Genomic DNA, 13,230 nt, shown 5'->3' on the forward strand with positions numbered 1-13,230 from the left:
TTGCCAACCTCATGCAGGTTTGTGCAGGCTGACAAATCAATCGGATCAGGAGTTCGCGTGTCACTCTTCTTAATCGTAGCCTTACCATTCTTTGGCGCATTGCTGCCCGGCCTGATGAACTCGGCCGGTCGCTCCGCGTGTGCAGGGGTGACATTCACCGTCTCACTGGCCGCTTTTGTTGGACTGCTGACCAATCTGCCATCCGTTCTTTCGGGCGACGTCGTCATGGCACGGGTCGACTGGATGCCGGCGCTCGGGTTGAACTTCACGCTGATGCTCGATGGGCTGGGGTTCTTCTTTGCCCTGTTGATCCTGGGAATCGGCCTTTTGATCATCGCCTATGCGCGGCACTATCTGAGCCGCGACGACAATATGGGCGAGTTCTTTACCTACCTCCTGCTTTTCCAGGGGGCGATGGTGGGTATCGTTCTCAGCGATAACATACTGCTGTTGCTGATCTTCTGGGAGTTGACGTCGCTATCTTCCTTCCTGCTCATCGGCTATTGGAAACACCTGCCAGAGGGCCGGCAAGGCGCGCGGATGGCCCTGGTGGTCACCGGCACGGGCGGCCTCGCGATGATCGGTGGCATGCTGATCCTGGGTCAGATCGTCGGCAGCTATGACCTGAGCGTGATCCTGGCGAATCGCGACCTCATCCAGGCGGATCCGCTGTACGTTCCGGCCTTGATCCTGATCCTGCTGGGATGCTTCACGAAATCGGCACAGTTTCCGTTCCATTTCTGGTTGCCGCACGCCATGGCCGCGCCGACGCCGGTGTCGGCCTATCTGCACTCGGCCACGATGGTGAAGGCGGGCCTTTTCCTGATGGCCCGCATGTGGCCGGTCCTGTCCGGCACGCCGGAATGGTTCATGATCGTCACCACGGCCGGTTTGGTAACGATGGTGCTGGCGGCGGTGATTGCCCTTTTCAAGCATGACCTGAAGGCGCTTCTGGCCTTTTCGACGGTCAGCCACCTTGGCCTGATCACGATGCTTCTGGGCACGGGCACGGCCTTTGGCGCGATGGCGGCGATGTTTCACATCCTGAATCACGCCACCTTCAAGGCTGCACTTTTCATGTCCGCCGGCATTGTCGACCACGAGGCGCACACCCGCGATATCCGCCGGTTGGGCGGCCTGCGGACCCTGATGCCCGTGACGTTCGTGATCGTGACGCTGGCTGCGCTGTCGATGGCCGGGATTCCGCTGCTCAACGGTTTCCTTTCCAAGGAAATGATGCTGGAAGAGGCGACCCACACCACGCTTTTCGGCATGCCTTGGCTTGTCCCTGCGCTGGCGACCTTCGGCTCGCTTTTCTCGGCGGCCTATTGTTTCCGGCTGATCGGGCATGTGTTCCTCGGTCCGGTCCGGAACGACTATCCCGCCAAGCCGCATGATCCCGGTGCAGGTCTGTGGTTGCCGCCTGCGATCCTTGTCGTCTTTGTTGTGGGCATCGGCATTGCGCCCTTCCTGGCAGAGCCCTTTGTCAAGCTTGTCACCGCATCGGTTCTGGGCGGCGAGGCGGAGGTGCCCAAGGCCTATTTCAAGATCTGGCACGGATTGGTTCCGGCACTCTTCATGTCCATCGCGGCCGTCGTCGGCGGTCTGCTGTTGATGGCCGTCTATAATCCGGCGCTGCGCCTGTGGGATGCGGCACCGCGGCCCGAAGCCAAGGTGATCTTCGAAGCCATCGTCGAGGCTGTGGCCCGACTGGCCCGAAGGCTGATCCTGCCGCTGCACAATGGTGCATTCACGCGCTATGCGGTCATCGGAGCGATCGCGATCGTCGCGGCGGGCCTGCATGCCTGGATCTCTGGTACGGCCGCTGCGCCCACGCGCACGATGCAGCCCGCAACCCCCATAGCGATCGCGGGCTGGCTGATGCTGGTCGGCGCAACCTGCGGGCTGGTCCTGATGCACCGGGACCGCCTCTTGTCGCTGATCCTGATCGGCATCGTCGGCCTCATGGTCTCGATCGGGTTTGCCTTCTTCAGCGCGCCGGATCTGGCAATGACGCAATTCACCGTCGAGGTGGTCACCATCATCCTGCTGCTGCTGGCGCTCAACTTCCTGCCAAAACGGACGCCGGTGGAAAGCTCGGTGCTGCGCCGTGTCCGTGATGCGGGCGTGGCCATCGCAGGTGGCCTGGCGACGTTCACGCTCGCCTATCACTACCTGCTGCGCGATGCGATCGGCACGCCGATCTCGGAATTCCACCTTGCCAACTCCTACAAGGGCGGCGGCGGCACGAACGTCGTCAACGTCATCCTCGTCGACTTCCGGGGCTTCGACACCTACGGCGAAATCATCGTTCTGGGAATCGCGGCCTTGCTGATCTACGCGTTGACCGAGACGCTTCTGCGCGGTCCGGTCCGCGCGCGGCTGTTGAACCGAAAGCCTGATCAGCCGCGTGCGGGCGACATGCACCCGATGATGATGGTCGTGCTGACCCGGGTCGTGATGCCTGTCGTCCTGATGGTCGGCTTCTACATCTTCCTGCGGGGCCACAACGAACCGGGCGGCGGTTTCATCGCAGGCCTGATCGTTTCGATCGCCGTGGTGATGCAGTACATGGCAAGCGGGTTCGCCTGGACTTCCGCGCGGCTGAAGTATCCCTATCATGGGGTGATTGGTGCCGGCGTGCTGATCGCGGGGTTGACCGGGATCGGATCGTGGTTCGTGGGCAAGCCTTTCCTGACCTCGGACTTCACGTATGTCCGCATCCCACCCTTCCAGGAATTCGAACTGGCCACGGCGGCCCTGTTCGACCTGGGCGTCTTCCTGTCGGTTGTCGGCGCGGTCATGCTCTCGCTGGAGAGCTTCTCCCGACTTGCACGGCGCGCAGACGAGACGGACAGCGAGTATCCCATGGATATCGATCCATCCCGAGACAATCCGCCACCTGACGCGGTCCAGCCCGCAAGGGAGAGTGTCTGACATGGAACTGCTTGTTGCGACCGCCATCGGCATAATGACAGCCGGCGGGCTGTACCTCGTGCTGCGGCTGCGGACCTTTCCGGTGATCCTGGGCATGTCGCTGCTGACCTATGCGGTCAACGTATTCCTCTTCGCCTCAGGTCGCCTGACCGTCGGGGCACCGCCGATCCTGCGCGATGGGGTCACCACCTATACCGATCCGCTGCCGCAGGCGCTCGTTCTGACGGCAATCGTGATCTCGTTCGGGATGACGGCCGTGGTGGTCATGATCGCCCTCGGGGCCTTTCTCGGGGCTGACGACGACCATGTGGACGACCAGCCCGATACCGCTGACACGAAGCCGGAGGGCAAAGCATGAACCACTGGATCATCGCCCCCGTGGTTCTGCCCGCCGTGCTTGCGCCGTTCATCGTGCTGGCCGCGCGGTATCACATCGGGATTCAGCGTACCTTTTCCGTGGCCGGTGTGCTGGCTCTGATGGCCATCGCCCTTGGGCTTGTCGTGCAAGTGTCCGATGGGTCCATCCTGCTTTACCAGTTGAGCCATTGGGCCGCTCCCTTCGGCATCGTTCTGGTGGGAGACAGGCTGTCGACGATGATGGTCCTGCTGACGGTGGTGCTGGCGCTGTTCGTGCTGCTTTACGCGATCGGGTCCGGCTGGGACAACCGGGGGCGCCATTTCCACGCGCTGTTCCAGTTCCAGCTGATGGGGATCCTTGGCGCGTTCCTGACCGGCGACCTGTTCAACCTTTTCGTCTTTTTCGAGGTGCTTCTGATCGCCTCCTATGGCCTGATGATCCATGCGGGCGGCAACGCGCGGCTCAAGGCGGGGGTGCAATACGTGCTCTTCAACCTCGTCGGCTCCACCCTCTTTCTGTTCGCGCTCGGGTCGATCTATGCCGAGACCGGCACGCTGAACATGGCCGACCTTGCCAATCGCGTCACGCTGATCGGCGCGGAGGAAACCGTGGGCATTCGCGTCGCGGCGGTTCTTCTGCTGTTGGTCTTTGCGATCAAGGCGGCGGTCGTGCCGCTGCACTTCTGGCTGCCGTCGAGCTATGCCGAGGCGCCGGCTCCCGTCGCGGCCCTTTTTGCGATCATGACGAAGGTCGGGGCCTACGCGATCATCCGCGTCTACACGATGATTTTCCCGCCAGACCTGCAAGCCACGGCAGGGTTGCATGACCTGTGGCTGCTGCCGGCGGCGCTGGTCTCTCTTGCCATCGGGATGGTCGGCGTTCTGGCCGCCAGACGGCTGGATCGGCTGGTGGCCTTCTCTGTCATCGGATCGATGGGCATGGTGATGGTGGCGATCTCGCTGTTTACCCCGGCGGGCATTGCGGCGGCGCTTTACTACATCGTGCATTCGACCCTGGCGGGTGCCGCCCTGTTCCTGATCTCGGATCTGGTGCGGACGGGTCGCGCAAACCTGGAACTGACGCCGCAGCCACCCTTCGGCGGACTCGCCTTGACCGCCGGGCTCTTCTTCGCGGGTGCGATTGCCATGGCGGGATTGCCGCCCTTGTCAGGGTTCCTCGGCAAACTCCTGGTGTTGGACGCCGCTATCGGTTCAGACCTTGTCGTCTGGATCTGGGTGATCGTGCTGGTTTCAAGCCTGATCGGCATCGTGGGTTTTGCACGCGCGGGCAGCATGGTGTTCTGGAAGTCTCATGGTGAAGCGGCGTCCGAAGTCGCCTCGGCGATGACGCGTCCAGCGGTCCTGTCCTATGTCGCCGCGGGTGGTCTGATCTCGCTTCTGGTCGCAAACACGGTGTTTGCGGGACAGATGCATGCCTACACGACAACCATGGCCGCAGAGTTGTTCGCGCCGCAGCCCTATATCTCGACCGTGGTTGACACACCCGGCAAGCTCAGCAAGCCGAAGGAGGGCCTTTGATATGGCACGTGCATTTCGCTGGCTGCTGCCGCACCCGTTACTGACGCTCCTTCTCACCTTGGTCTGGACGCTCTTGCAGAATGAGGTCTCGGCCGGGATGGTGGTTTTCGGCTTGATCCTCGGGATCATCATCCCGTGGGGAACCTCGATCTGGTGGCCGGATACGCCGAAAGGATTCCGGCCGGGCAAGATGATCAGCTACAGCATCATCGTGCTGTGGGATATCATCGTCGCCAATGTGCAGGTTGCATGGATCGTCCTGACCGTTCCGAATTCAAGGTTGAAACCGGCTTGGATCGTGGTTCCGCTGGACCTGCGCAAACCCGAGGCCATCACGGTACTCGCCGGGACCATCACGCTCACGCCCGGCACGGTCTCGGCCGACCTGTCTGACGAGGGGCACAGCCTGTTGGTGCATGTGCTGCACACGGACGATCCCGATGCCGTGCGAGACGAAATCAAGGTCCGCTACGAGCGTCGGCTGAAGGAGATTTTTTCATGACGTCAGCTCTGGGACTGCTGAACATCGCCCTGGTCATTGCCTTCGTCTCGCTCGCGCTCGGACAAGTCCTGTCCATGGTGCGTCTGATGTTGGGGCCGACCTACGGCGACCGGATCCTTGCGCTTGATACGATGGTCATCAACGCCCTGGGTCTGGTTGTCGTCATCGGCATCCGTCAGGGCGTGCAGATCTACTTCGAGGTTTCGCTGCTGATTGCCATGCTGGGGTTCGTCTCGACCGTCGCATTGGCACGCTTCATTCTTCGGGGGGACATCATCGAATGACTCTGGACGTTATTGCAACCTATGCCACGGCGGTCTTCCTGTTGATCGGATCGGGTTTCGTCATTGTAGGCGTGATCGGACTGTTGAAGTTTAACGATCCGATGACGCGCCTGCACGCACCGACGAAGGTCGGGACCATCGGGATCGGCATGCTGCTGCTTGCATCGATGACCCATGCGTTCGCCTCGGGCGACGGCTCGCTCCATGAATTGCTGATCATGGCGTTCCTGTTTGTCACGGCGCCGATCTCTGCGAACTTCATCGCAAAGGTCAACATCCACAGCCGGACCTGCGAAGTCCCGCCTTCGCCATCACGCGACGATACATGGTCAACGCTGAAGTCACCGGACCTGGATCAGGAGATCAAAGGCGGGGTGCAAGAGTAGGCCCGCCTGGCACCCTTGCCCGCTCAGTTGAGCTTGGGCTCAGGACCCATGACCACCAGGTGGCGGTTGCGGCAAGCGCGATGGCCGAGAAGCAGGCAGGTCTGGACAACGCTCATACCTGCCTTTTTCACACGCCTTCCGCCGCTGACCTGCCCGGCAAGGATAAAGGCGCTGATCGGGCGTCTCGGCCCGTCGCCAATGGTATGCCGCTTCGTGTTCAGACCACCTTGGGTGCGCCCGATCAAGCGGCCGCACTCCCCTCTTGGGTGTGCAGACCGCACGTCGATCGGCGGGCCAAAGGTCCCTTCGATCATCACTCTTTTGTATTCGCGGCGGTCGGCAGTCAGCCCGACTATCGTCCGGGCAAGGAGTCCGCTGCCGCTCTACAGCGTCCACCGCCTTTGAGCGTCTTGTGCGGACCGCATCCCTGCAAAGCATCGCTCCAGCGCAAGCCATTGCGATTGAGGAAACCAGTCCCACTTGGCATCTTGCGGTCATCGTCCCTTGGCGTGCCGTGGGACCTTGGAAAAACAGCCGCCGGACGCGCCATCCGTGTGTCGCTCAGCCAGAAGGGATCAGACATGTCACCGCTCGATTCATCGAGCGGTGGATCACGCCGCGCGCCGGAAATCGATGCGTCCTGACACAGGAGCATCTGCACTCGTTTCCGGTTTCAGAGGGACTGACCGCTCTTGGCGTCGAAGATCTTGGCCTTTGACAGGTCGACCTCGAATCTGAACCGCGTGCCTGCCTCTCTTGCGTCTTCCGGTCGGACCCGGGCGATCAGTTCGGTCTCGCCGATGCTGAACACGATCATCGTATCGGGACCGGTCGGTTCGACCACTTCAACCGTTTTCTCGAATACGAAACGATTGGGCCCAGGCAATTCAGTTCCAGCCGCAAAGATCGCCTCGGGCCGCATACCTAAGACGAGTTCTGCGCCTTCCCGTGCATCGAGCCGGTCCGAAATCTCGGAAGGCAAAGGAAAATGCAGTTCGGCTTCCGCTCCATGGGGTTCGAATACCAGACTGCCGTCCCGGCGGCGCAACCTTCCAGGCAGCATGTTCATCGGCGGTGAGCCCATGAAACCTGCGACGAACAGGTCCACCGGATGTTCGTAGATCTCGCCCGGAGGTCCAAACTGCCGAATGTGACCGTTGTCCATCACGGCGATCCGCGAGGCCAGTGTCATGGCCTCGATCTGGTCGTGCGTGACATAAACCACGGTCTTTCCAAGCCGCTGATGCAGCTTCTTGATTTCGGTGCGCATGGATATGCGCAGCTTCGCGTCCAGGTTTGAAAGCGGCTCGTCGAACAGAAAGACTTCGGGTTTGCGCACGAGGGCGCGGCCCATGGCGACCCGCTGGCGCTGGCCGCCACTCAACTGGCCCGGCTTGCGCGCCAGCAGATGGTCGATCTGGAGCAGCTTGCTGAACTCCTTGAGCGCAGCCTGTTGCGCCTCGTGCGGGATGCGGCGGGTCTGCATGCCGAACGTGATGTTCTCGTGCACGGTCTTGGTTGGATACAGCGCATAGGACTGAAAGACCATGGCGATGTCCCGGTCGCGGGGAGGTGTGTCGTTCACCAGCGCCTCGCCGATGCGGACTTCGCCGCTGGTCACCGTCTCGAGCCCGGCGATCAGGTTCAGCAGCGTGGACTTGCCGCAGCCCGACGGCCCGACAAGGACGACGAATTCCCCCGGTTCGATGGTCAGGTCGACGCCCTTGATCACCTCGGTCGAACCGAAGGTCTTGCGGAGCTTGCTCAGCCGGATACCCGAGGCCATGCCTATCCTTTCACTGCGCCTGCCGACAGGCCGCGGACGAACCAGGCGCCGGCCACGACGTAGACCAGCATCGTGGGCAGCGCCGCGATGATCGCCGCAGCCATGTCGACATTGTATTCCTTCACCCCGGTCGAGGTGTTCACCACGTTGTTCAGCGCCACCGTGACCGGGTTGCTGTCGCCGATGGTAAAGGCCACGCCGAACAGGAAGTCGTTCCAGATCTGGGTGAACTGCCAGATCACCGTGACCACGATGGCCGGAATCGACATGGGCAGCACGATCTGGAAGAAGATGCGGAAAAAGCCCGCGCCGTCCACCTTGGCCGCCTGCAGAATCCCGTCCGACACCCCGACGAAGAAGTTGCGGAAGAACAGCGTCGTGAACGCCAGTCCATAGACCGTGTGCACGAGGATCAGGCCCGTCACCGTTCCGGCCAGCCCCAGCTGCCCCAGCGTCCGCGCCATCGGCAGCAGGATCACCTGGAACGGGATGAAGGCGCCGAAGAGGATCATCGCAAAGATCCAGTCCGCCCCCGGAAAGCGCCATTTCGTAAGCGCATAGCCGTTGATCGCCCCCAGCGTCGTCGACAGCAGCACTGCCGGAACTGCCATCGCGACCGAGTTCCACATGAAGGGCTTGAGCCCGTCGCAGCGCACACCGACGCAGGCGGAATCCCACGCCTTGCCCCAGGCCTCGAAGGTGATGGCCCGAGGCAGGCTCAACAGCGTGCCCTCGCGGATCTCGGCCAGCGACTTGAGCGAGGTCGAGGCCATGACGATCAGTGGAAAGAGGTAGTAGAGGCAGAAGAGCCCCAGCACGAGGAACAGCGACCCGCGCATCAGGACGTTGTGCCAGCCTTTCGGGCGGACGATGCCGCCAATGCTGCGCTGTCTCATCGGCCCGTCTTTCGCAATTCGGAATAGAGATACGGCACGATGATCGCGATGATTGTCATGAGCATCATCGTGGCGCTGGCCGCAGCGACGCCCAGTTCGCTGCGCTGGAAAGCGAAGGCATACATGAAGGTCGCCGGCATGTCGGTGGCGTATCCCGGCCCGCCCCCGGTCAGCGCGACAACCAGGTCGAAACTCTTGATCGCGAGATGCGCGAGGATAATGACGGTGGACAGAAATACCGGCCGCAGGATCGGCAGGACGATGCTGGTGTAGGTCTTCCAGGGGCTCGCGCCGTCGACGGCCGCGGCCTTGAGGATCTCGTCGTCAACTGAGCGCAGCCCTGCCAGGAACAGCGCCATGGCATAGCCCGAGCTTTGCCAGACCGCCGCGATCACCAGCGTGTAGATCGCGTAATCCGAGTTCACCAGCCAGTCGAAGGTGAAATTCTCGAACCCCATCTCGCGCATGTAGCGCTCGATCCCGAGGCCGGGGTTCAGGATCCATTTCCACACGGTCCCCGTAACGATGAAGCTCAGCGCCATGGGATAGAGGTAGATGGTGCGGATCAGCCCTTCGGCCCGCACCCGCTGGTCCAGCAGGATGGCCAGCAGGATGCCGATGACCATGGATATGGCGATGAACAGGCTGGAAAAGATGAAAAGGTTCTTGATCGCCACGTACCATCGCGGCGTGGCCCAGAGACGGTCATATTGCGAGAAGCCGATGAAATCGTAGACCGGCATGATGCGCGAAGGCGTCATGGAGATGTATGCCGTCCAGACGATGAAGCCGTAGACGAAGAACAGGCTCAGCGCAAAGAGCGGCAGGACGACGATTTGTGGCAGTCGCCGTTCAAGCCAGCGTTCCGTGCGCAGGCGGAGAGAGGGTGTGTCAGCCATCATGGTCCGGCCGGGGCCAGGCGACTCCGCCCGGTCCCGGCCCATTCGGTCACATGGCGCGCGCGACGGCGTCGGCGAGCTTTTGAGCTGCGTCCTGCGAACCCATGTCGGAGTTGAAGAACTCGGTCACGAGGTCGAGGAACTCACCCCGCACAGAGCGCGGGATCGCCATCTCATGCGCCATCGACGGCACCAGAGCGTTGCTCTCGATCGCGGCAAGAAGGTCGGCATGAGAGCGCTGGGCGCAGGTGTCAAACTCGTCCAGCGGAACATCCGTCCGGGCCGGGATCGAACCCTTGGCCAGGTTGAAGGTCTTCTGGAACTCCGGCGACATGATCAGGCTCGCCAGAACCTGCTGGCCCTTGAGGTTGTCGTCCCCCGACACCTTGAAGAAGGTGAAGCTGTCGGAGTTCAGGACGTACCCGTTGCCCGGCGTCGGCGCGCAGAGGAAATCCGTGCCCGGCACCTTGCCCGCGGCCAGGAACTCGCCCTTGGCCCAGTCGCCCATGATCTGGAACGCGGCCTCTCCTCGCATCACCATCGCGGTGGCGAGGTTCCAGTCGCGGCCGGGAAAGTTCGGATCGACATAGCCGCGCAGCTTGCGCAGCTGGTCGAAGGACGCGACCATCATGTCCGATTTGAGCGCGTCCTGATCGAGTTCCACCAATGCCTTGCGGTAGAAATCTGCCCCGCCAACGCCCAGCACCACGTCCTCGAACAGGGTGGCGTCCTGCCAGGGCTGGCCGCCATGGGCCAGCGGCGTGATGCCCGCCGCCATCAGCTTGTCGGCGGCGGCGTTGAATTCCTCCCAGGTGGTCGGCATCGCCTCGACCCCGGCTTTGGCCAGCGCCTCGGGGTTGGCCCAGATCCAGTCGACGCGGTGGATGTTGACCGGAGCGGCGACATAGTTGCCGTCATACTTCATGATGCTCGCCAAGGCGGGCGGCAGGACAGAATCCCAGTTCTCGGCCGAAGCGACGGCCTGCACGTCATTCAGCGCGCCCTGCTCGGCCCATTCCTGGATACCGGGCCCCTTCAGCTGGACGGCGGTGGGCGGGTTGCCCGCCACGACTCGCGCCCGCAGCGCGGTCATTGCGGCGTCACCGCCGCCGCCGGCGATGGGTGAATCGATCCACGTCCCGCCCTGCGCCTCGAAGGCCTCCTTGAGCGTGCCGACCGCCTTGGCCTCGCCACCCGAGGTCCACCAATGCAAGACTTCGGCGGTTCCGTCCGCCTGGGCAACTCCGCCAGAGGTCAGCGCCAACACCGCGCAAAGCGCGGAAATTCTACGAATGATCTTCATGTGTGACATCCTCCCCAGATGACAGCGGCGGGACACTCCCTTTCCCGCTCCACCACCAACCTCTCGTCAGGGAGATTGAGGAAAGCGAATCAATTTCCTCACCGCATCGAGAAGGGTAACGCGAAGGGTGTTGACCGCACTTGACCCAAATCAAGGCTCTGCCGCGCGGGCAAATCTGACATTCGAGCCAGCCGCCCTGTCAGAGTTCGATCCTTCACGGCACTCGAATTGGCTTCCTTGTCTTTTGACCGAGACGCCGTTCGGCAACAGCATCGCCGGACTGGTTCCAAACCGGGAATAGGTCTGCTTGTGTTCTGTCACCTCAGCGATGGGCCTGAACGGCAGGGTTTGGCCGTACGCGGACCAGGCAACGGCACCAACCGCTCAAGTGATGGCGTCGTCCGGGTTGCCGGGTGTGGCAACTGCCGCCGTTGCACGTCGCTGTTCATCTGTCTCGACGGCGCTGTCCTGCGGCGCCGGCCAGCAGCGTGGATGGACCCGAGCAAAGCAGCCCGTGCTGCGATTGCGGGCCATGGCGCGCGAGGCCGCGCAGGCAATGTGCACAAGGCCAACGGGTTCCTGCACTTGCCGAGCGGGCTGACGAGCCGCGGTATCCGCGGCCAGCCCTTCGAAAAGGTCGGCTGGAACCGCTTCGGCTGCCACGAAGCGAAGGGATCGCTTGCGACATCCGTATGTCGATCCCGCGCACACGGATCGAGGCTCGGCTGTTTGATCGGCGTGACGCCGCGATGACGAACCCGCCCCTCATCGCAATCCTCGAGGAGACGTTTGCGGCTGAACTCCGCACTCTGGGTGGTCTCGATTTCGACCACGGCCTGAAACGCGCGCAGACAGGGCGTGACCTGAATGCCACCGAGCAGGCGTCCCGTCGCCGGACCGCCGATCGCCTCGAACGGCAAGCCGCCCGGAAGGCCTCCTATCCTTCCTGACGACACTTTCCATGCTCGCCTTTCCTTGGCGCCCATCTGGTGGGCGCACGCCAGCCTCCGCGGACGCAACGGCCCGTGTCCGGGAAAGCCACCGTGTTCACGGCCACATGCTCGCAAGAACGACAAACACAAGACAGGCGGGGGGCTCTGCCCGCGTCTGCTTTCGGTCGCCTCCCCGGGATATTTCCGGCCAGAAGAAACAGGGATCAGCGCCAGTTGGCGGCATGACGGCCGGCCCACAGGCCTGTCGCCATGCAGGCATTGAGCAGGTAGCCCCCGGTCGGCGCGTCCCAGTCGATCATTTCGCCGGCGACGAAGGTGCCGGGGCGGTCGCGGAGCATCAGGTTTTCGTCCAGTGCTGCCCAGGGCACGCCGCCGGTGGTGGAGATCGCCTCGTCCATCGGGCGCAAGCCGGAATGCGCGATGGGCAGCGCCTTGACGATGCGGGCAAGATCCCCCGGATCGTGCGGCAGGGGGCGGGCAAATTCGGCCAGCAGGGCGCGTGCGACGGGTGACAGGCCCAGTGCGCGGCGCAGGTGGTTGGACAGGCTCTGCTTGCCGCGCGGTCTTGCGAGGCGCGACGCGATGTCGGCCTGCGACAGGTCCGGAGCGAGGTCGAGTGTCAATGCCGCGCCCGCCCGCAGCGCTGGGGAGAGCGGATATACCCCGCCGCCTTCGATCCCCTTGGCCGAGATCACCGCCTCGCCGCGCGAGACGATCGTGCCGGCCTGCCAGGCGACGCCCTTGATCGGCGTGCCGAAATGCGGGGTCATGTGGGGCGACCAGTGGACCGCGATGGCGGCATTCGAGGACGCGAAGGGCACCGTCGGCAGGCCGGTGGCGGCGAAATGCGCGGTCCAGCCGCCATCCGAGCCCAGCCGCGCCCAACTGGCGCCACCGAGGGCCATCACGGTGACGGTGGGGCTGAGCCGATCCGGCCCGTCGGGCGTGTCGAACAGGCACTCTGCCCCAGCCCAACCCTGCCAGCGCCAGCGCGTGCGTCGGTCGAGCCCCGCGGCATCCAGGCGCGCCAGCCAGGCGCGGAGCAGGGGCGAGGCCTTCATCGCCCTGGGAAACAGCCGGCCGGTGGAGCCGGTGAAGGTCTCCTGTCCCAGCGCCTCGGCCCAGACGCGCAGGGCGTCTGGGGGCAGCGCCGCGAGCATAGGGCGCAGGCACTCTGCGCTGTCGCCGTAGGCGGCGAGGAAATCCTCGAACGGTTCTATCCTTGTCAGGTTGAGGCCGGACTTGCCCGCCATCAGGAACTTGCGCGCCACGGTTGGCTTGGCCTCGGCCAACAGGACGGGAACGCCCGCGCCCAGCAGTGCCTCTGCCGCCATCAGCCCCGCCGGGCCGCCGCCGATCACCAGCGCCTGTGTCATGTCACCTCGTTC

General features: G+C 63.3%; 13 protein-coding genes. 7 read left to right on the forward strand and 6 right to left on the reverse strand.

The window, feature by feature from the left end:
• The first annotated feature begins 57 nt into the window (after positions 1–57).
• From KB874_RS17735 to mnhG, 6 genes are read left to right on the forward strand one after another with little or no spacing between them, the layout of a single operon-like run.
• Positions 58–2,937 carry a monovalent cation/H+ antiporter subunit A gene (locus tag KB874_RS17735; RefSeq protein WP_212537896.1) on the forward strand — a complete coding sequence of 960 codons (2,880 nt, stop codon included), beginning with the start codon at positions 58–60 and terminating at the stop codon, positions 2,935–2,937.
• A 1-nt stretch (position 2,938) separates the two neighbouring features.
• Positions 2,939–3,295: a Na+/H+ antiporter subunit C gene (locus KB874_RS17740; RefSeq protein ID WP_212537897.1), complete on the forward strand. Its 357-nt coding sequence runs from the start codon at positions 2,939–2,941 to the stop codon at positions 3,293–3,295.
• Positions 3,292–4,833, forward strand: coding sequence for a monovalent cation/H+ antiporter subunit D (locus tag KB874_RS17745; protein WP_212537898.1), 1,542 nt, complete (start codon positions 3,292–3,294; stop codon positions 4,831–4,833). The genes KB874_RS17740 and KB874_RS17745 overlap by 4 nt, the downstream gene beginning before the upstream one ends.
• Before the next feature lies 1 nt (position 4,834).
• Positions 4,835–5,335: a Na+/H+ antiporter subunit E gene (locus tag KB874_RS17750; RefSeq protein ID WP_212537899.1), complete on the forward strand. Its 501-nt coding sequence runs from the start codon at positions 4,835–4,837 to the stop codon at positions 5,333–5,335.
• Positions 5,332–5,619 carry a K+/H+ antiporter subunit F gene (locus tag KB874_RS17755; RefSeq protein ID WP_212537900.1) on the forward strand — a complete coding sequence of 96 codons (288 nt, stop codon included), beginning with the start codon at positions 5,332–5,334 and terminating at the stop codon, positions 5,617–5,619. Before KB874_RS17750 ends, KB874_RS17755 begins: the two co-directional genes overlap by 4 nt.
• Entirely contained in the window at positions 5,616–6,005 is a 390-nt protein-coding gene (mnhG, locus tag KB874_RS17760; RefSeq protein ID WP_212537901.1) for a monovalent cation/H(+) antiporter subunit G, read from the forward strand. Before KB874_RS17755 ends, mnhG begins: the two co-directional genes overlap by 4 nt.
• A gap of 23 nt (positions 6,006–6,028) precedes the next feature.
• Here the strand turns inward: mnhG and KB874_RS17765 are convergent, their stop codons facing one another.
• From KB874_RS17765 to KB874_RS17785, 5 genes are all read right to left on the reverse strand, one after another.
• Complete coding sequence (locus KB874_RS17765; RefSeq protein ID WP_212537902.1) at positions 6,029–6,250, reverse strand: hypothetical protein; 222 nt, start codon at positions 6,248–6,250, stop codon at positions 6,029–6,031.
• Between the two features lie 428 nt (positions 6,251–6,678).
• A complete protein-coding gene (locus KB874_RS17770; protein ID WP_212537903.1) occupies positions 6,679–7,791 on the reverse strand; it encodes an ABC transporter ATP-binding protein in 1,113 nt (370 codons plus the stop codon).
• Between the two features lie 2 nt (positions 7,792–7,793).
• Positions 7,794–8,687 (reverse strand): carbohydrate ABC transporter permease, encoded by an 894-nt coding sequence (locus tag KB874_RS17775; protein ID WP_212537904.1) that lies wholly within the window; start codon positions 8,685–8,687, stop codon positions 7,794–7,796.
• Positions 8,684–9,586, reverse strand: a complete 903-nt coding sequence (locus KB874_RS17780; RefSeq protein WP_212537905.1) for a carbohydrate ABC transporter permease — start codon at positions 9,584–9,586, stop codon at positions 8,684–8,686. Before KB874_RS17780 ends, KB874_RS17775 begins: the two co-directional genes overlap by 4 nt.
• 49 nt (positions 9,587–9,635) lie before the next feature.
• On the reverse strand, positions 9,636–10,889 hold the full coding sequence (locus KB874_RS17785; protein WP_212537906.1) for an ABC transporter substrate-binding protein: 1,254 nt from the start codon (positions 10,887–10,889) through the stop codon (positions 9,636–9,638).
• Positions 10,890–11,581: 692 nt separating this feature from the next.
• Between KB874_RS17785 and KB874_RS17790 the strand changes: the two genes are divergently transcribed.
• Positions 11,582–11,839 carry a hypothetical protein gene (locus KB874_RS17790; RefSeq protein WP_212537907.1) on the forward strand — a complete coding sequence of 86 codons (258 nt, stop codon included), beginning with the start codon at positions 11,582–11,584 and terminating at the stop codon, positions 11,837–11,839.
• Positions 11,840–12,045: 206 nt separating this feature from the next.
• Here KB874_RS17790 and KB874_RS17795 read toward each other — a convergent pair whose 3' ends face one another.
• Positions 12,046–13,218: a TIGR03862 family flavoprotein gene (locus tag KB874_RS17795; RefSeq protein ID WP_212537908.1), complete on the reverse strand. Its 1,173-nt coding sequence runs from the start codon at positions 13,216–13,218 to the stop codon at positions 12,046–12,048.
• Between the last annotated feature and the right edge of the window lie 12 nt (positions 13,219–13,230).

This window comes from Thetidibacter halocola (genome assembly GCF_018224955.1).
Lineage (GTDB): Bacteria > Pseudomonadota > Alphaproteobacteria > Rhodobacterales > Rhodobacteraceae > Thetidibacter > Thetidibacter halocola.

What these genes read in the sequence shown, in the direction of transcription:
- KB874_RS17745 (WP_212537898.1), top strand. Translation starts at nt 3,292, where the DNA reads ATGAACCACTGGATCATCGCCCCCGTGGTTCTGCCCGCCGTGCTTGCG.
- mnhG (WP_212537901.1), top strand. Translation starts at nt 5,616, where the DNA reads ATGACTCTGGACGTTATTGCAACCTATGCCACGGCGGTCTTCCTGTTG.
- KB874_RS17790 (WP_212537907.1), top strand. Translation starts at nt 11,582, where the DNA reads ATGTCGATCCCGCGCACACGGATCGAGGCTCGGCTGTTTGATCGGCGT.
- KB874_RS17795 (WP_212537908.1), bottom strand. Translation starts at nt 13,218, where the DNA reads ATGACACAGGCGCTGGTGATCGGCGGCGGCCCGGCGGGGCTGATGGCG.
- KB874_RS17775 (WP_212537904.1), bottom strand. Translation starts at nt 8,687, where the DNA reads ATGAGACAGCGCAGCATTGGCGGCATCGTCCGCCCGAAAGGCTGGCAC.
- KB874_RS17740 (WP_212537897.1), top strand. Translation starts at nt 2,939, where the DNA reads ATGGAACTGCTTGTTGCGACCGCCATCGGCATAATGACAGCCGGCGGG.
- KB874_RS17780 (WP_212537905.1), bottom strand. Translation starts at nt 9,586, where the DNA reads ATGGCTGACACACCCTCTCTCCGCCTGCGCACGGAACGCTGGCTTGAA.
- KB874_RS17770 (WP_212537903.1), bottom strand. Translation starts at nt 7,791, where the DNA reads ATGGCCTCGGGTATCCGGCTGAGCAAGCTCCGCAAGACCTTCGGTTCG.
- KB874_RS17755 (WP_212537900.1), top strand. Translation starts at nt 5,332, where the DNA reads ATGACGTCAGCTCTGGGACTGCTGAACATCGCCCTGGTCATTGCCTTC.
- KB874_RS17785 (WP_212537906.1), bottom strand. Translation starts at nt 10,889, where the DNA reads ATGAAGATCATTCGTAGAATTTCCGCGCTTTGCGCGGTGTTGGCGCTG.
- KB874_RS17750 (WP_212537899.1), top strand. Translation starts at nt 4,835, where the DNA reads ATGGCACGTGCATTTCGCTGGCTGCTGCCGCACCCGTTACTGACGCTC.